Origin of the sequence: Burkholderia sp. 22088 (assembly GCF_052045915.1) — a bacterium.
GTDB lineage: Bacteria > Pseudomonadota > Gammaproteobacteria > Burkholderiales > Burkholderiaceae > Burkholderia > Burkholderia cepacia.
Genome location: NZ_JBQEPY010000027.1, coordinates 38,139 through 55,604 on the forward strand (window position 1 = coordinate 38,139; position 17,466 = coordinate 55,604).

The 17,466-nt window shown below is 67.0% G+C and carries 12 protein-coding genes; 8 read left to right on the plus strand and 4 right to left on the minus strand.

Annotated features, from left to right (window positions below; genetic code table 11):
- Window positions 1-33: 33 nt before the first annotated feature.
- The gene (locus ACTJLD_RS37765) at window positions 34-1,410 is read right to left on the minus strand and encodes an ATP-binding protein (RefSeq protein ID WP_124815615.1); all 1,377 of its coding nucleotides are present in this window, start codon (window positions 1,408-1,410) and stop codon (window positions 34-36) included.
- Window positions 1,411-2,136: a response regulator gene (locus ACTJLD_RS37770; RefSeq protein WP_027787824.1), complete on the minus strand. Its 726-nt coding sequence runs from the start codon at window positions 2,134-2,136 to the stop codon at window positions 1,411-1,413.
- A gap of 246 nt (window positions 2,137-2,382) precedes the next feature.
- On the opposite strand from ACTJLD_RS37770, the gene ACTJLD_RS37775 reads away from it, so the two are divergent.
- Both ACTJLD_RS37775 and ACTJLD_RS37780 read left to right on the plus strand, forming a co-directional pair.
- On the plus strand, window positions 2,383-3,129 hold the full coding sequence (locus ACTJLD_RS37775) for a MipA/OmpV family protein (protein WP_440661322.1): 747 nt from the start codon (window positions 2,383-2,385) through the stop codon (window positions 3,127-3,129).
- Between the two features lie 281 nt (window positions 3,130-3,410).
- The gene (locus ACTJLD_RS37780; protein WP_119336608.1) at window positions 3,411-3,746 is read left to right on the plus strand and encodes a hypothetical protein; all 336 of its coding nucleotides are present in this window, start codon (window positions 3,411-3,413) and stop codon (window positions 3,744-3,746) included.
- 22 nt (window positions 3,747-3,768) lie between these two features.
- Here the strand turns inward: ACTJLD_RS37780 and ACTJLD_RS37785 are convergent, their stop codons facing one another.
- Both ACTJLD_RS37785 and ACTJLD_RS37790 read right to left on the minus strand, forming a co-directional pair.
- The gene (locus tag ACTJLD_RS37785) at window positions 3,769-5,160 is read right to left on the minus strand and encodes a hypothetical protein (protein WP_440661324.1); all 1,392 of its coding nucleotides are present in this window, start codon (window positions 5,158-5,160) and stop codon (window positions 3,769-3,771) included.
- A 37-nt stretch (window positions 5,161-5,197) separates the two neighbouring features.
- Complete coding sequence (locus tag ACTJLD_RS37790; protein ID WP_027787820.1) at window positions 5,198-5,461, minus strand: PAAR domain-containing protein; 264 nt, start codon at window positions 5,459-5,461, stop codon at window positions 5,198-5,200.
- Between the two features lie 479 nt (window positions 5,462-5,940).
- Here ACTJLD_RS37790 and ACTJLD_RS37795 point away from each other — a divergent pair, with 479 nt between their 5' ends.
- From ACTJLD_RS37795 to ACTJLD_RS37820, 6 genes are all read left to right on the plus strand, one after another.
- Window positions 5,941-8,736 (plus strand): type VI secretion system Vgr family protein, encoded by a 2,796-nt coding sequence (locus ACTJLD_RS37795; RefSeq protein WP_440661326.1) that lies wholly within the window; start codon window positions 5,941-5,943, stop codon window positions 8,734-8,736.
- A gap of 2 nt (window positions 8,737-8,738) precedes the next feature.
- Window positions 8,739-9,596, plus strand: a complete 858-nt coding sequence (locus tag ACTJLD_RS37800; RefSeq protein ID WP_440661328.1) for a DUF4123 domain-containing protein — start codon at window positions 8,739-8,741, stop codon at window positions 9,594-9,596.
- Window positions 9,597-9,713: 117 nt separating this feature from the next.
- Window positions 9,714-10,313: a DUF3304 domain-containing protein gene (locus tag ACTJLD_RS37805; RefSeq protein WP_027787817.1), complete on the plus strand. Its 600-nt coding sequence runs from the start codon at window positions 9,714-9,716 to the stop codon at window positions 10,311-10,313.
- A complete protein-coding gene (locus ACTJLD_RS37810; RefSeq protein WP_440661331.1) occupies window positions 10,310-12,712 on the plus strand; it encodes a T6SS phospholipase effector Tle1-like catalytic domain-containing protein in 2,403 nt (800 codons plus the stop codon). Before ACTJLD_RS37805 ends, ACTJLD_RS37810 begins: the two co-directional genes overlap by 4 nt.
- A 112-nt stretch (window positions 12,713-12,824) precedes the next feature.
- A complete protein-coding gene (gene tssI, locus ACTJLD_RS37815; RefSeq protein ID WP_440661333.1) occupies window positions 12,825-16,538 on the plus strand; it encodes a type VI secretion system tip protein TssI/VgrG in 3,714 nt (1,237 codons plus the stop codon).
- A complete protein-coding gene (locus tag ACTJLD_RS37820; protein WP_027787815.1) occupies window positions 16,535-17,461 on the plus strand; it encodes a hypothetical protein in 927 nt (308 codons plus the stop codon). Before tssI ends, ACTJLD_RS37820 begins: the two co-directional genes overlap by 4 nt.
- Window positions 17,462-17,466: the final 5 nt, after the last annotated feature.

Sequence of the window (17,466 nt, forward strand, 5' to 3'; positions counted from 1 at the left end):
CGGGCGCTCAGGCGAGGGCGCCTGCCGCGCGCGTCATTGCCGCAGGATGGCCATGCCCGTGCCGCGGCCGAATGCGTCGCCCTGCGCGAGGGTATCCGGCACGTCGAACAGGTTGTCCGGCAGCGTTCGCACGGGCAGCGTGATCACGAAGCGTGCGCCGCCGAGCGGTGAATCCTCGAGCCGCACGTCGCCGCCGTGCACCTGCGCGACGCGCCTCACGATCGCGAGCCCGAGCCCGAAGCCGCCGGTTTGCCGGTCGCGGCTGGAGTCGAGCCGCTGGAACGGTTCGAACACGCGGGCGCGTTCGGCGGCCGGAATGCCGGGGCCGTCGTCGTCGACGCTCAGCACGAGTGCGCCGGACGCGTCGCGTGCGGCGGCGAGCAGCACGGTGCGCGATGCATAGCGCGCGCCGTTGCGGATCAGGTTCAGCAACGCGCGGGCAACCAGCTTCGGGTCGCACACGTGGGTCGCGGGAGCACCGAGCGTCGATATGTCGAGCGAGATGCCGCGATCGGCGACATCGTTCGAGACGTTGCCGGCCACGCTGTCGATCAGCGCGTCGACGACGACTTCCATCGGCGCGAGCTGGCTCGCGCCCTGTTCGAGCCGGCCGATCGTCAGCAGCTCGGTGACGAGCTCGTCGAGTTCGCGCACGTCGCGGCGCAGCGCGTCGCGGCGTTCGCGCATCCGGCCCGTTTCACCGGGCTCGGCGAGCAGCGCGAGCCCGAACTCGAGCCGCGCGAGCGGCGTCTTCAGTTCGTGCGAGATGCCGTGCATCATTTCCCGCTGCTGCTTGATCGATGCCTCGATGCGCTCGGCCATGTCGTTGAACTGTTGCGACAGTTCGTCGATGTTCGACTTGCCCGACAGCTTCACGCGCGTCGACAGCGTGCCGGCGCCGAATGCGCGTGCGGCGTCCTGCAGCTTGCGCAGGTCGCGCCAGTGATAGTGAACCCACAGCACCACCGCGAGCAGTGCGCTGAGCGCGAGCAGCATGTATGCATAGATCTTGATGTCGAGGCTGAATGCTTCGATCGGCCGCGCATGCAGTACCGAACCATCTGCAAGCGGCATGTAGTAATCCTTGTGGTCGTAGCTGATCGAGATTCGGCCGGCGTCGAGATCGCGCAGCGGCTCGCCGCTCAATTGCGCGCGGGCGGTGGCCATCGGCATGAAGTCGAACCTTTCGTTGCCGTGTTTCGCGAGCTCGCGCAGCGCGAACTTGCGCTGCTCGCCCGGGTGGCGTTCGAGGTAATCGTTGAGCACGAACGCGTAGGTCGTCAACGACTCCCGCTCCGCCTGCGCGGTGCGATCGTAGAAGATCCGGTCGAACGACAGCTGGACGAAGATGATCGACGCGGCGACGAACAGGATCACGACGAGGTACAGCCTGATCAACGGGCGCAGCATTTATTCGTCCCACGCGGAAGGGCTGAACAGGTAGCCGCGGCCCCAGATCGTCTTGATCTTGTGCGGCTCCGACGACGCATCCTCGAAGCGGCGGCGCAGCTTCGAGATGCCGGAATCGACCGAGCGGTCGAGTCCGTCGAACTCGATCCCGCGCAGCTGCTTCAGGATGTCGTCGCGGCTCAGCACGGTGCCGGCCGCGCGCGCGAGAATCAGCAGCAGGTTGAACTCGGCAGTCTTGAGGTCGACCGGCTCGCCGCGCCAGGTCACGGTGCGGTTCGGCGGCGAGATCGCCAGCTCGCCGAACACGAGCGCTTCGGGGGCGGCCACGGGCGTGTCGGCGGCGGCCGGCTGCGCACGGCGCAGCAGCGCGCGGGCGCGCGCGACCAGCACGCGCGGCTCGATCGGCTTCGTCACGTAGTCGTCGGCGCCCGTCTCGAGGCCCGCGACCTGGTCGTAGACGTCCAGGCGCGCGGTCAGGATCAGCACGGGGACGTTGGTGAACGCGCGGATGCGCCGGCAGACTTCCATCCCGTCGAGGTTCGGCAGCATCAGGTCGAGTATCACGAGGGCCGGCTGGTGCTCGCGCACCGCCGCGACGGCGAGGTCGCCGCGCCGGACGACCGTCACCGCGAATTCATAGCTGTCGAGGTATTCGCGGACGAGCTGCGCGAGGCGGTCGTCGTCCTCGATCAGCAGCACGCGGTATTTGAGCGGATCTTCGTTCATGGTCTCCTCAGGATGCGCGCGCCATCTCACGCCGTGGCAAGCCGGGGTGCGGCGCGGCCCGCAGATTCTATCCGGCGCACCGAACGCCGGGGGAGCGGTACGACAATCTCGAACAATCAAACACAATTGAGCACAGATTCTCCGAAGATTCAGGACAGTCTCGGCGCAGGGCGGCACCTAGACTGCGGGCTCCGTCACTTCTATCTCAATATTGTGCGCCCAATACTTCGCCGCTACCGCTATTGCATGCCGCTCGCCGGCCTGACCCTCGCCGCCGCCGCCCACGCGGAAAACCAGTATTCGCTGTCGCTTGGCGGTGGTTTCGCACCGCGCTACCCGGGCAGCAACCAGTACCGCGGCGTCGTTGCGCCGGGGCTTTCCGCGAAGTTCGGTAACGGCTTCTTCATCGACAGCACCGAGGGCGCCGGCTACCGGCTCGACCTGCCGCACGGTGTGTTCCTGTCGGCGGCCGTGAGCTACGACGCGGGCCGTGCGGACGAGAACCGCTTCGACATGCCGGGCTCCGACTACCTGAAGGGCATGGGCCGGATTCCGGGCTCGGTGCTCGTGGGCGTGCGCGCGGGCGTGACGCTCTTCAACGCGGCGGAGCTGAGCGTCACGATCGACACCCCGGTGACGCATACGTCGCGCGGCGTGTCGGGGCACGTGGATCTCGCGGTGCCCGTGTTCAAGACCTCGCAGCACGAGATCATCGTGACGGGAACCGTGCACGGGGGCTCGGGGCGCTACACGCAGACGTTCTACGGCGTGACCGATGCACAGTCGATGACGAGCCGGTTCCGGCCGTATTCGACGAGCGGCGGGATCGACAGCGCGTCGATGGCGGTCGCGTGGAACTGGACGCTGTCGCAGCACTGGTCGGTGCTCGCGACGGGGGGCGTGACGCGCTTGCTTGGCCGCTACGGCGGCAGTCCGATCGTCCAGTCGCGCAGCAACTATTACGGCATCGCGGGCGTGACCTACAAGTTCTGAGTGAGTTGCCGGCGCGCGCATGCCGCACGCGCGGGCGTCGGCGTCGGTGTTGCAGCCGTCGCGGCAAATCGCGTGCGGTAACATGCACGCGGGTCCGGCGCCGTGCCGGACTTGCGACCCGGTTCGCCGCCACGGCCGGACCGTATCGCGTCACCGCCGACATGCGCCGGCCGGCCTTCGTCGAGGAACGGTCGGCGGCGCGCGGCACCGATCATTCATGCGACGCCGGGCCGTGCACGAAGGCCGTACACGGCGCACCGGGGCGCGACAGGGAGAAACCGATGAAGAACACGATCGCGATACTCGTTGCACTCGTTGCGAGCGCAACCTTTGCAGGATGTGCGGACATGAACACGAAGCACCCCAACGCCACCGCCGGCGGCGCGGTGATGAACCCCGCACCGTCGGGCGCCACGAGCGCGTGCAAGGCGGACGCCGCGCCGGACGACGCGCTGGTCGGAAAAACCGAGGCCGATGCGGCCGCGCTGCTCGACGGCTGCCTGTGGCGCGTGCTCGAGCGCGACGGCAAATCGCTGCCGGGCACGATGGACTATCGCCAGGAGCGACGCGACCTCGGCATTCGTGACGGCAAGGTGATCTGGGTGCGGCGCGGGTGAGGGATTCGGCCGCTGCGTCCGGTTATGCGGTGGCCGTCCCGGATTGCCGCGCGGGAGCGGCGGTGTCGGCCGTCGTCGCGGGGGTGACGAGCATCACGCCGCGTACGAGCGGATCGCTGACCGATGCCGCGAATACCGCTTGCCGCTCCTCCGTCGCGCGATCGGCGGCGACCGCCAGCGCCGCCAGCGCGAGCGCCGCGCCGCTTGCGCCGTTGGCGAGCCCGAGGTGGCGGCTGCGCTCGGCGGCCTCGTCGCCCCAGGTCTGTTCGCCGACCGTCACGACTTCGGTGCGACGACTGCCGCGCTGATCGGCGTCGGTGACGAATCCGGGGGCCGTCAGGTCGGGATGCAGCATCGACAAGCGTGTACTCGCCGCGGTGAGCAGCTGCCCGAGCGTCGTCGATTCGGTCTTGCCGTGATCGGCGGAGCCCGCGCGGCGCGCGGACGCGATGCGATGGAGCGACGGCACGGGCATCGCATGCGGGGCGTCGGGATGACCGAGCAGCAGCGCGCATGCGCCTTCGCCAGGCGTTACGCCGTCCGGCCGATCGCGGCCGTAGAGCCGGCCCGTGCGGTCCAGCGCGTCGACGGCATCCTGGCTTGCGGTGGAGTCGAATGCGAGCACGACGTGCAGATCGGCGGACGGTTGCAGGTGCAACGCCTGGATCAGTTCGTCGATGACCGCCCACGCTTGTACGGGATCGGCGACCGTGCGCAGTTGCGCGCGAACGATGCCCGGCGCGACGGCTTCCTGTGCCGTGTGCGCATCGAGCCATGCGGCGAGCGTTGCGGCGACCGGTTGCCAGCGGTCCGGTATCAGCAGGTGGAGCCTGAGCGGCGACGCGTCCGCGCCGGACAGCACGGCATGCCGCTCGCGCAATTCGTCGAGCGCATCGGCGGCCAGCAGCAGCCCGCGCCAGTGCTCGTCCCTCAGAGTTTCCTGCGTGCCAGGCGCAAGGAGGCTCGCATCGAACCGGTCGGGCGACACCGAATCGACCGTGCTGGCGAATACGCCGGTTCCGTCAGGGCGTTGCAGTTTGGGGTGAAGCGCGACGGGATGCCCTTCCCGGGCCGCCGCATCGATTTCCGCGGTCGTCGCACCCGTCGGCAGCCGGACGCTGCTGTCGAGCAGCAGGGCAGACCACGTGTGCGACTCGGCATCCTGCGTGGCCGTCGCGTCCTTCGACGCGGACGACGTCGCCGGTGCGGCCGCCGCGGGTGCCGAGCCCTGGCCGAGCCCCCGGCGCAACCATGCCACGCAAACGGCGAGCGCCGCCGGCAGCACGAGCCCGTATAGCAGGAGGTCCCTGGTGGTCGGTGCATGTCGGGTCGTCTTCCACCAGACGAACACGGCGACCCACACCGCGACGAATAGCGCGGCGACGAATGCCGTTTTGCGCAACCCCGTGATCATTTCCGTCGATTCCCCCGTGACTTGCCGACGTCGTGTGTCAGTTGCCGTCACTGCCTGCCGTTTTGCTCGCGACCAGCACGGCGCCGCAGGCCGTCTTGTAGCCGTCGCGTGCGACGCCTTCGCCTTGCACGATCATCGTGTCGTCGCCGTCGACGATGTGATTCGGGCCGTGCACCGGACACGTCACCGTGTCGTTGCGGCGAGCGATGCCGCGACCGTCGACCGACGACAGCGTGGATGCACTGGTCACGGTGCCGCCATGGCTGTGCTTGTCGCCAAGGACGATGAAGGGTTGGGTCATACGGATGGGCCTCCTTGCGGGATCGTCGTCGCTGCATCCGGATTTCCCGATCCCGGATGTCATCGACGACGCTTTTCGAATCTATTTCGACTGAATAAGGTATTTATTACCTTTCGGCAATAATTGCCTGATTCGGTTGAATAGTCAGGTAGCTGTCGAACTGAAAGCAGCCATTATCGTGTGTGAAGCCCGTACGTCAAGGTCTCGCGTTTTTTTTTCAGGTGTTTGCCTGTAGCGGAGTCTGACTGTGTAATTTAAAATAGTAAGCTTCAGAAAAAGGGGCGCATCCATTCGGCCGACTGGCGTGCGTTCCGCCTGATGGCGGGGCAGGTGCCCGTACCAGACAGTGCTGCAGGGGAATTCCGTGTGTTTCCTGCCGGTTGGGCGTGGCGATCGCGATGCAGGCAATCATGCATCGTCTCGTGTTCGTCGCAGCCTATGCACCTAAAAACGTCAAATCCTGAGAGAGCGGGAATCGCATGAGCGTCATCAAGGAATTTGCGTCTCTATTCGGCGCATTCAATCGCCTGTATTCGCTGGACGGATCCGGCGCGCTTGCTGCATTTCAAATCGAGCGCTGGACCGGTCGCGAATCGCTCTCCGATCTCTTTCAATGGAACGTCGATGCGCTGTCGACGGATCCTGCACTGGATCTCGACGCGATGCTCGGGCAGCGTGTCGCGATTCGCACCACGCTCGCGAACGGCACGACGACGCTGCGCAGCGGACTCGTCGCCGAGGCCGAGTGCATCGGTTACGACGCAGGTCTCGCTCGCTACCATCTCCAGATCGTGCCGTGGCTCGCGGCGCTCACGCATGCGCGTGACGAGCGAACCTTCGTGAATCAGACGCTCGCCGACGTGCTCGACACGGTGTTCGCGCCGTACGCCGGGATCGCGCGGTGGCGCCTCACGCCGGATGCGGGCCGGCGTCTCGACGCGCTGGCTCCGGTCGCGTACCGCGTGCAGTACCGCACTCATACACACTACGAATTCGTGCAGCATCTGCTGGCCGAGGCCGGCCTCGGGTTCTGCTTCGTCGAGGACGAGGACGCGCCCGCCGGGCATGCGATGCTGGTCTTCGACGACAGCGCGCAACTGGCCGAGGACGAGACGTCGGCGCGACGCGGCGGGGTGCCGCGCCGCTCGAGCGGGACAGCGACCGACGCCGACGACGTGATCCTCGGGATCGGGCAGTCGCTGTCGCTGACGGCCGATCGCGTCACGTTGATCAGCAGCGACTACCGCGCGAACCGCGCGACCACCGCGAGCACGGATCTCGGCCGGCCGAACGGCACGCGCGAGCTCTACGACGACGTCGGGCCGGAAGCGTTCGACACCTTGCGCGACGCGGAAGACACGGCGCGGCGCCAGGCCGACGCGATCGTGTCGCGCGCATGTTTCTGGGCCGGCTACGGCACGCTGCGCACGGCGCGCGCCGGCCGCGCGCTGAAGCTCGTCGATTCCGGCTGGCAAGCCGTGCGCGGTGCCGCGGCGCCCGAGGATTTTCTGCTGACGCACGTCGAGCACGTCGGGATCAACAATCTCCCGCCGACCGTCATGGAAGCCATCGAGCGGCAACTCGGGCCGCTGCCGGCGGCGAAGCTCGATCCGCGTGTGCTCCGGCAAGCGCAGGCCGGGGGTTACGCGAACCGGTTCGATGCGGTGCCGCGCTCGCAAGTCTGGCGGCCCACGCTGGCGGACGGGACCGGGCAGCGGCTCAATCCGGTTGCGACGGCGCTGGGCGCGCAGACGGCGATCGTCGTCGGTCCGACCGGCAGCGCGCAGCCCGGTTCGACGGGGCCGGTGCATGCCGACGCGCAGGGGCGCTTGCGCGTCCGGTTCCACTGGCAGGCCGAAGACGATACGGGCACCTATCCGACGCGCGCGATTCAACGGCTCGCGAGCGACGGGCACGGTCTTCAGCAGGTGCCGCGCATCGGCCATGAAGTCCTCGTGCAGTTTCACCACGGGCTGATCCACCGGCCGATCGTGCTCGGCGGCCTGTTCAACGGCCGCGGCGAAGGCGGTGAGTCGCCTTCGCCGGGCGGCGCGGCCGGGAAACCGCTCGACGCATCGATCTACACGCAGGCGGGCGACCATGCGCCGAGCGCGCAGGGCAATCTCGCGAGCGGGCTGAGCCCCGCGTGGCACGGCGCCGGCGGCGGCACGGATCGTCACAATCACGCCGGCGCGCTGTCGGGCTTCAAGAGCCAGGGGTTCGACGGGCAAGGTCACAACCAACTGGTCGCGGACGATTCCGACGGCATGGGGCGCCTGCAGATGGCGACCACGCACGCGGCGACGCAACTGAACCTCGGCCATCTGCGTCATCAGTCCGACAACTATCTCGGCAGTTTTCGCGGCCAGGGCGTCGAATTGCGCTCGGACGCGTACGGTGCGATGCGTGCGACGCGCGGTTTGCTGGTATCGAGTTATGCGCCCTCCGGCGCCGCACAGCCGGCGGGCGATGCATCCGCGCTGCAGGCGCTGCTCGCGCGGCACGCCGCGCTGGTCGGCCGGTTCGACAAGACTGCCGATACGCACGGGACGCTGCCGTTCGCCGCGCAGCGCGGCGTGGAGCAGGCGGGCCAGTCGTCGCTGAACGGCAAGGCCGCGCCGCTCGACGCGCTCGCGCAGAGCTTCGCGACGACGGTCGGCGCGAACGGCTACGCACAGGCATCGGCCGATGCCGCGCAGCGATCGACCGGCAACGCACTGCCGCATACGGGCGATGCGGTGCTCGGGATCGAGGCACGGGGCGGACACGGATTGATCGCCGGGCAGGCGCTGCAATGGGCGGCCGGCGAAACGCTGTCGCTCGGCAGCGGTGCCGACTTCAATCTCGCCGCCGCGCAGCAGCTGCGCATTCATAGTGGGCAGGGCATCGGGTGGCTGGGCGGCGCGAGCCATGCGGGCGGCGTCGGCATGAGCATGATCGCCGGCAAGGACGGGCTGACACTGCAGGCGCAGCGCGACGTGCTGGGCCTGCGTGCACGCGACGACCTGAAGGTCGCGTCCGCGAGCGCGGATGTCGAGATCGCCGCGAAGAAGACGGTGCATCTCGCGGTGAGCGGCGGCGCGCACGTGACGATCGAAGGCGGCGACGTCACGTTCGGCTGCCCGGGCAAATTCATCGTGTATGCCGCGCAGCATGCTTTCGTGGGCCCAGATCAAATGAGTACACCATTGCCGCAGTTTCCCGAGAAGGTGTGCGTCGAATGCCTGCTGCACGCGATGCAGTCGGGCAGCGCGCTTGCGGGTAAGGCACTCTGAGCATGAAGATCGAGCCGACCGACTGGATCGACCGCTATCCCGACGACACGCCGGATCGGCTGAACACGCTGTTCGAGCGCGCGCCGGCCGGCGGCCGCTGGCATCTGCTGCTCGACATGGGTTTCGCGCCGGCGCTGCGTGACCGGCTGCCCGCGGTCGACCGCAACGATGCCGTCGTCGTGCTGTACGAAGGCGTGTACGACGGCGACGACCTGGCGGCGATTTCGCCGTGCCTCGCGCCGTTGCCTGCCGACGCGGCAGCGCGCGCGGCGATGCTCGGGACCGTGTTGCGCGAGACGTCCGGACGTCCGATGGTGAGCCTGTTGCGCGGTGCACGCGATACGGGCGCGCTTGCCGCGCATCTGCGCGGGCAGATGGAGGCGAGCGCGGCGGCCGACGGCGAGGCGTTCCTGGTGCGTTTCGCCGATACGCGTTGCCTGCCGGCCTGGCTCGAGGCGCTCACGCCCGCGCAGCGTCGCCGCTTCACGGACGGCATCGACGCGTGGCATGTGTTCGATCGCACCGGGGCGCTCGTGGCGCTCGATGTCGACACCGCGCGCGAAGCGGCCGCCGGCGAAGCGGGTGCCGGGCGCAGCGGCGAGCCCTACGTGCTCGACGGGGACCAGGTCGAACGACTGCGGCAGGCCGCGAAGATCGACACGCTGCTTTTTCATGTCCGCCAGCGTCCGGAGAGTTTCGGCCGGCTGCTGGCAACCCCGTCGCAAGCCCATGCGTGCGTGAGCGCGGCGTGGGCGCGGCACGACGGGCCGCCCGCGGCAGCGTCGCGGGTCGCGCTCGATGCGCTCGTGGCGGCCGGGTATCTGGCGACGGAGCGGGTGCCTGCCGCGTCGTCCGCGTAGAACAATGCGGGTTCGCGTGCATGCGAACGGCGACACGGACGTGTCGGTGCGGCATGCGACGGAGCACACTGTTGATAGCGATCCGCGCCGGACGGCGTCGGACAAGAGGATCGAGAAATGAGTCTGAATGCCGGTTCCACGACGTTTGCCGCTCGGCTGCTGATGTTCATGGCCATCCTGCTGGGGACGGCAGGATGCTCGCGTGCCACCGATGCGTCGTTTGCGGCGTCGGGTGTGGCGGGTGTGTCGAGCGCGCCGGCCGAGCCCGACACGATGGGCTTGAAGCTGAATGCCCTCAACTACACCGACGTTCCGATCGGCGCGTTCTACGTCGACGGCACCTGGGGCGGGGCGGTTCCGGCACGCATCGGCAGCGGCGGCGGCGCGATCATCTGCTGCGTCGCGTTACCGAAGCAATGGCATCCGGGGTTGACCGTCAACCTGCAGTGGCGGGACGACAACCTGTACAGGAAGGATCCGAAGGCGCTCGCGAGCCGCGTCGTGCCGGTCGAGCGCTACGACGCGTTCTCGGACGGCTTCCTGTGGGTCCTGTTCTTTCCGCACGATCGAATCAAGGTCTATGCGTCGCAGTGGATGCCCGGCTACCGCGGTTTTCCCGAAAATCTTCAGGCGCCCGCCGAAGCGTGTCCGGGACACTTCACGTTGCGCAACGGCGATCCGCAGTGCCCGAATCCCGACAAGAGGATCACGCCATGAGTTTCCGCTTCGCGAGCGCTGACCGGCCCGACGTTGCGGTCGTCACCCCGGAGGAGCAGGACGCGATCATGCGCCGCCTGCACGACGACGACGGGATGAGTTGCTGCAAGACGCTGCATGTCGGCATCTTCTTCGACGGCACGCGCAACAACGCCCATCGCGATCGCGCCGGCGGCAAGCACAGCAACGTCGCACGCCTGTTCGACGTGTTTCCCCGCGACAAGTATCACAGCGCCATCTACGTGGCGGGCGTCGGCACGCCCTTTGTCGACGAGGTCGGCGATCAGGGTGTCGGGCTGCAGGCCGCGGCGGGCGCCGCGACGGGGTGGGCCGGCGAGGGGCGCATCAACTGGGCGCTGCTGCAGATCCACAACGTCGTGCATGCGCACGCGTTCGGCAATTCGCTGTCCGCGGCGCTCGGCAAGAGCGACAAGGCGCTCGCGAAGGCCGTCAGCGTCGACCTGAATTTCAAGGGCATCGATCTCGGCGGCACGCCGCCGAAGCCGGGCAGTCTCGGCGACATCAACGCGCGCGGCAGTTCGAGCGCCGGCGCGCTCAAGCTGATGGCGGCCGAGCAGAACGGGATCGAACTCACCTGGGATCGCGACACGATCTGGGCACAGCTCAAGGGCGAAGTCGATACGGCGAACTGGACCGCGACCATGCGCGCGTGGGACGACAAGCGGCGCGCCGCGTTGCGGGCCCGTTGCGCGCAGCTGAAGGAGCGCGTCGGCGATCTGCTGGTCAAGGGCAAGCCGAAACTGCAGCGCATCCGCCTGTATGTGTTCGGCTTTTCGCGCGGCGCCGCCGAAGCGCGCACGTTCTCGAATTGGCTGAACGATGCGCTCGACGCCGATTTCAGCCTGTGCGGCGTGCCGGTGTCGTACGACTTTCTCGGCCTGTTCGATACGGTCGCGTCGGTCGGCATCGCGCAAAGCACGGCCGCGACGTTGTTCGACGGGCACGGCGGCTGGGGACGCAAGGAACTGATGGGGCTGCCGCACTCCATCCGCCGCTGCGTCCACATGGTCGCCGCACACGAGCCGCGCGGATCGTTCCCGCTCGACCTGATCGATGCGTCGATCGACGGGCGCGAGGAGATCGTCTATCCGGGCGTCCATTCGGACGTCGGCGGCGGTTATGGACCGGGCGAGCAAGGACGTGGCACGGGCGATGCGGACAAGCTGTCGCAGATACCGCTGCTCGACATGTATCGCGAAGCGCGCAAGGCCGGTGTTCCGCTCGACATCAACGGGCCCGGCGTCGCCGCCGAAGCGGCCGCGGCGTTCGCGATTTCGCCCGCGCTCAAGCGCGCGTTTTCCGCCTACGTGAAAACGAGCGCGGACTACTACTACGCCAGGGAACACGGCACGCCGGGCCTGATGCGCGCGCACTACGGGCTGTACCTGCGCTGGCGCAGGATGCGCCTCGACAACTTGCGTACGCAACCATCGTTCCTGGCCGCCAAGGCCGCGTACCCGCAGGATGCCGTCGATCTCGACAGCGCGAACGAGGAACTGCGGCTCGAATGGCGCGACCTGCTCGAGTGCGAGAAGCAGGGTGGCCCGACCGTGAGACGTTACGCGGGGAACGCGGTCAGCAAGAAGCTCACGCAGAACCCGAAGGCGGCAGCCGTCATTTCCCCGGCCGTGCTGCCGATCGTCCAGGGCCTGCAGTCCGCGCTTCCGCTCGTCGGTCCGGTGGTACGCGCGAGTGCGAAGCGCGCCGAGGATTTTTTCCAGTTGCAGCTCGACGAGAAGTGGCAACAGTGGCTCGAGGTGCGAGGCGACTGGAACATGGGGCCGCCGGAGGCGCCGATCAGCGCGCTGTACGACAACTTCATGCACGACTCGCGCGCGTGGTTCAAGCCGCTCGGCGACGACGACGACGTTTGGAACTACAACCAGATCAAGGCGCTGAAAACCCGTCAGGCGGAATTCGAGCGCGAGCACGCGGCGTGGCAGAAGCGTCGGCAACTTGGCCTGCCGGGGCCGTCGCAGATCATGCAGGTGATGGGCGCGAGTGCGCTCGGGCTCGGGCCCGGGGTCAGCGCGGTGCAGGAGCCCGAACCGCGCTCGCCGCTGAGCGCACGGCAGGCCGATATCCTGAAGCGCTACGACGCCGCGCAGCAGGCCGCGCAGAAGGCACGCGCGGCCAAGGACGCGAATGCGCCGACCGACAGCGCCGTGCTGACCGATCCCGATGTCACGGGCGGTCTCGCGTTGCAGGATTCGGGACGCGAGTTTTCGTTCGTCTGGGGTTACCTGCGCTGGCGCACCGTCTACGTGAACGGCGTGCGCTGGGATGCGCCTCACGTACCGAGCGTGCAGGAAGAAATGGAGGCGCAGCGCAAGATGCTGCAGTACAAGGTCAACATGAACGGGATGTTCCCGCAATGATGCGGCGTACTGTCTCCCGCGCGCGGCGGCCGCTCGCCGTTGCACCGCAGAACCGATTCGATACGAACCAGCCGACGCGAAACGCATTCGCGCGCGATTGCCGAGAAACGACATGGATCTTGTTGCCGCATTAACGGGGTACGGGCAAGCGACCCGCCATATCCAGATCGATACCGCGATGCCGGGGGCATTCGTGGTCGAGCGCTTTCACGGTCGTGAAGGGATCAGCGAATCGTTCCGGTTCGAGATCGACGTGCTGTCGAGCGAGCCGTTTCTCGATCTGGCGCCGCTGATCGGCAGCGCCGTGCGGCTGCGCCTTGCGACGGCGGCGGGCGAGCGCTGCTGGAACGGCTACGTCACGCATGCCGCGTATGCGGAGAGCGACGGCGAGTTCACGCGCTACCGGCTCACGATGGAATCGTGGCTCGCGCTGCTGCAGCTGCGCCGCAATTGCCTGTATTTCGTCGATCTTGACGTCGAGGGCATCTGCGAGCAGGTGTTCGGCGATTACCCGGAAGCGCATCGGCGCTACGAGCGAGTCGAGCCGCTGCGTGCGTTCCGCCTGCGCGGCCAGTACCGGGAAACCGATCTCGATTTCGTGTTGCGGCAGTTGTCGGAAGCCGGGTTGTCGTTTCGCATCGAGCACGGGCAGGACGCGGGGAACGCACCGTCGGGCGATCATACGGTCGTCGTGTTCGACCGTCACGCGCGGCTGCCCGACGGCAGCGCGATCGCATTCAATGCGCAGGACGTCGGCGATCCGGACGGCGTGATGACGCAATTCTCCGATCGGCGTCAGCTCGTGCCGGATCGCGTGGTGGCGACGAGCTGGAAAGCCAGCGAGCTCGTTGCGCTGGCCGGCCAGGCGCAGCAGCCGGCCGACGCCGACGCGCCGCTGCTACCGGTGCGGGAGGTCTACGACGGCCAGCGTGCCGGCCGCTTTGACACGAGCGGCGACGCGCAGCGTTACGCCGAGCAGCGTCTCGACGCGTTGCAGCTCGCCAAACGGGTTTACCGTGGCGGCGGATCGTCGCGCACGCTCGAGGTCGGCAGGGTGCATACGCTGAACGATTATCTGAGCGGCGCCGTGCGGTTCGTGCCGCTGTCGATCGAGCATGAGGCCGTCAACAATCTCGGCGCGCAGATCGGGCAGCTGTTCGGACGCGGCGAGCTCGAGAAGGGCCTGTATCGCAACCGCTTCGTCGCGGTGCCGGAAGGCACGCCGATCGTGCCGCCGCATCGCGACCGGCCGACGGTGCACGGCGTGCAGACCGCGATCGTGGTTGGCGAGCCGGGCGGCCGCGTCAGCAGCACGCGCGATCATCAGGTCCGCATCCAGTTTCCGTGGATGCGCGGGGTCGCGCCGCTGCCTGGCGGGCTGACCGATACGGCGAGCCGCTCCAATCCGGCCGGCCATGCGCCGGGCGACCATCGGTCGGGCATCCTGGTCCGCGTTGCCGAACAGGCCGCCGGGCCGAATTTCGGTCATGCGTTCGCGCCGCGTGTGGGGGCGGAGGTGGTGGTCGGCTTCGAGTCCGGCAACATCGACGCGCCCGTCGTCCTCGGCCAGGTGTACGGCGGCCGGGTGCGACCGCCGTTCTCGGCCGGCGAAGGCAGTGACGCGAATCATTCAGGATCGCTGACGGGCCTGCAGACGCAAACGCTCGACGGGCAACCGGGCAGCCGCTGGGTGATGGACGATGCGGCCGGGCAATTGCGCCACGAGCTGAACAATTCGACTGCCGGCACGCGCCTCGCGCAGGGCTATCTGATCGACCAGCAGGGCACGATGCGCGGCGCCTATCGCGGCGAAGGCTTCGAACTGGCGACGCAGGGCTGGGGCGTCGTGCGGGCCGGCGCGGGCGTGCTGGTATCGAGTACCGCGCGTCAGTTCGGTGCGTCGACGCAGATGGACGTCGCCGAACGCGTGGCGCAGTTGAAGGACGCCGAGAAAACCGCGCAGGAACTTGACCGGGCGGCGACCGGCGCGCAGGCGATCGGCCTGAGCGCGAACGCGGCGCTGACGGATTTCCTGAAGGCGATCGATCCCGCGCAGGACGGCAAGTATGCGGGGAGCGTAGGCGGCCAGAGCGCGACCAAGCCGAGCGGCACGCAGCGCGACGGCGGCGATCCCGTCGAGCGATTCGCGACACCCGCGGTGCTGATGGAGTCGCCGGAGAACATCGTGGTGACGACGCCGGACAGCGCGGTGTCGTATGCGGCGCAGCATGTTCATGTGACGTCGCAAGGCGATGCGCACGTGGGCGCCGGTGCGACCGTGGCCGCGGCGACGGGCGATGCAGTAAGCCTGTACAGCGTGGCAGGCGGGCTCAAGGCGATCGCGGGCGAAGGGCCGGTGAGCGTCGAGGCGCACGCGTCGACGATGGAGATTCTCGCGGACCAGACCGTGCGCGTGACGTCGACCGACGAGCGCGTCGACGTGCTCGCGCAGGATGCGATCGTGCTGCAGCAGGGACCGAACCGGATCACGCTGAAGGGCGGCGACATCATCGTCGAGACACCGGGGCAGTTCGCGGTGAAGTCGGGCGGGCATCCGTTCCCGGGGCCGCGCGCGGCGAGCGTGAAGCTTCCGGCGCTGCCGGTGTTGCCGCAGGGCGATCCGTGCGACTTCCTCGTACAGGCGCTGGCGGCGAGCCCGGCGGGGAGAGGGGCGGTGGCGGCGGGGGGAGCGGCATGGAGCGGGGCCGCGTCGAGCGCGACGGGTTTGACGGCCCACATGCCGGTTCCGGAAGCAGGAACTTTGCCGCTTGTCCCGCAGGCACGGGCAGGTGAGTCGAGTCGATCCATGCCTGCACCGGTACCCGCTTCGTCGGGACCGAATGCGGCGCCCGGCCCGTCGCTCGGTTTTTCGACTCCGCCGCCGGTGTCCAGCGAACTGGAAGGCATGCCGAAGAAAGGCCCGGCAGCGCAAAGCGGGCCGTGCAATCTTCACGTCCCCGCGATTCCCACCGAGTCTCATACCGTTGATTCTGGATGCGCCAGCTATTTCCAAACGGGAGCGGACGGCAAGGCGGTGCTCAGGGACAAGAAGCGCATCTGGCTGAATTTTTCCGGCACGGAGGATTCGTACGACATAGGATACGCACCCGCGACGGCGACCGTGACGGCGACCGTCTATATCAAGGTCAACCTGAAGGACCAGTACTGGATCAATAACGGGGCCGTCTACATGGATCCATCGACGGGCAAACCGTTCTCGGTACCGTTCAATAGCGATGGAATCCGTAAAGACCGGGTGATAAGGGTCGTGGACCGGCCGGGTGGGCTGGGTTCCATATCGGGCTTCAAGAAGCGCATCGAGGACGGGCTGAATAGCGGGAACTATTCGATGCAGCCGAAAGAATGCCCGCTTGGCAGTGCATGTACGTGCAAGGTCAAGCTGAAACTGGAAGTCGAGCTGGTTCAAATCGGACGATGCCATGCGGAGATCAATCTGTTTCCGATGGCGACCCGGGCGGATTCGGGCAACTGGGGGGAAGTGAGCGTCGAGTGGAACGGCCGGGAGAATCGGTACGTTCCGATCAAAACGGAACATACGATCGTGCACGAGGCCGGCCATCTGTTCGGCTGGCCCGATGAGTATTTCCTGGATGGCGGGGCGGTGTATGGCAAATACATCAACTCGCAACATCTAGTCGACGTGAAGATGGCCCAGCTTGTCGACAACTGGCAGCGCGAGACCCCCACGAACGTGATGGGCCGGGGGGTATACACGAAGAAGCCGGAAATTGCGAAGCACTACATGTACAGCTTCCGCAACTGGTTCAACAAGAAAACCGGGATTGAATGGGAGGTGCTGAAATGAAGCGCTCGATCTTGTTCCTGGTGATGTCAACGATTTCTTTCGGGGTGGCGGAAATGACGCTCGCACAAGTTCGTCCGGATTATTTCGAGATTCGTAGCGGACAGGGACAGCTCAATCCGTCGCCATCGATGGTCTTCACGGCCGATGGCCAAACGGTGTCATATTTTTCGCGTGGACGGGACATCGACCCGATGCCGCCATCGAGTTACGTCGGAATCGGGAAATATACGGCGGATCTCACGGGAACCTATCGCCAGCATGTCGATATGGTGAAGGCGACGTTAAGCAGTAGGGCGATCCCCCAGATCCGTGCAATCAACAAGGGGTCCGTGCTCGTCTATTCGTTCGACAAGGACGGCCACCATTACGAGGGCACGTACAACTATCAGTTCGACGATCAATTCAACGAGAACCTTTCGGTGCTTTATGACCTTGCCCACGATTTGCTGGCGCGTGGTACGCACGAGATCAATTTTCGTCCGGAATTTTCGGTGCGATCCACCGCCGACCATCTTGTCGTCGACGTGACGTTCGCAAACGATGGCAAGCAGGATGTGGCGATCGACGGTCCTGATCGTTGGTCGCCAGATCTGGCGAGGCCCGATGTGCAATACATGGAGATCAGCGGCGGCAACAAACTCGTGGGTTTCGACGTCAGGCTGGTCAGCAAATATCTGAACGACACATCGCGTCGTAATCGGCGCGAAATCGTCGTCAAGCCCGGTCAGCCCGAGAAGATGGAATTCCTCGTGCCTTACGCAGATCTGACCTATGACGCCAATTCGCCGATGCGCCGTGTCGAGCCCGGCACCTACGTCTTCGCCGGCAAGATGAACGTCGACATCCTGCGTCCGCAGGAAATGGACGGACGGATCTTCACGCCGACGAATCGGCTGGAAAACGTGAACCTGACGGGGAAGTGACCCTG

Excerpts from the sequence above, each read along its gene's own strand:
- ACTJLD_RS37820 (WP_027787815.1), top strand. The coding sequence starts at position 16,535 with ATGAAGCGCTCGATCTTGTTCCTGGTGATGTCAACGATTTCTTTCGGG.
- ACTJLD_RS37785 (WP_440661324.1), bottom strand. The coding sequence starts at position 5,160 with ATGATCACGGGGTTGCGCAAAACGGCATTCGTCGCCGCGCTATTCGTC.
- ACTJLD_RS37795 (WP_440661326.1), top strand. The coding sequence starts at position 5,941 with ATGAGCGTCATCAAGGAATTTGCGTCTCTATTCGGCGCATTCAATCGC.
- ACTJLD_RS37780 (WP_119336608.1), top strand. The coding sequence starts at position 3,411 with ATGAAGAACACGATCGCGATACTCGTTGCACTCGTTGCGAGCGCAACC.
- ACTJLD_RS37765 (WP_124815615.1), bottom strand. The coding sequence starts at position 1,410 with ATGCTGCGCCCGTTGATCAGGCTGTACCTCGTCGTGATCCTGTTCGTC.
- ACTJLD_RS37810 (WP_440661331.1), top strand. The coding sequence starts at position 10,310 with ATGAGTTTCCGCTTCGCGAGCGCTGACCGGCCCGACGTTGCGGTCGTC.
- ACTJLD_RS37805 (WP_027787817.1), top strand. The coding sequence starts at position 9,714 with ATGAGTCTGAATGCCGGTTCCACGACGTTTGCCGCTCGGCTGCTGATG.
- ACTJLD_RS37790 (WP_027787820.1), bottom strand. The coding sequence starts at position 5,461 with ATGACCCAACCCTTCATCGTCCTTGGCGACAAGCACAGCCATGGCGGC.
- ACTJLD_RS37770 (WP_027787824.1), bottom strand. The coding sequence starts at position 2,136 with ATGAACGAAGATCCGCTCAAATACCGCGTGCTGCTGATCGAGGACGAC.
- ACTJLD_RS37775 (WP_440661322.1), top strand. The coding sequence starts at position 2,383 with ATGCCGCTCGCCGGCCTGACCCTCGCCGCCGCCGCCCACGCGGAAAAC.
- tssI (WP_440661333.1), top strand. The coding sequence starts at position 12,825 with ATGGATCTTGTTGCCGCATTAACGGGGTACGGGCAAGCGACCCGCCAT.
- ACTJLD_RS37800 (WP_440661328.1), top strand. The coding sequence starts at position 8,739 with ATGAAGATCGAGCCGACCGACTGGATCGACCGCTATCCCGACGACACG.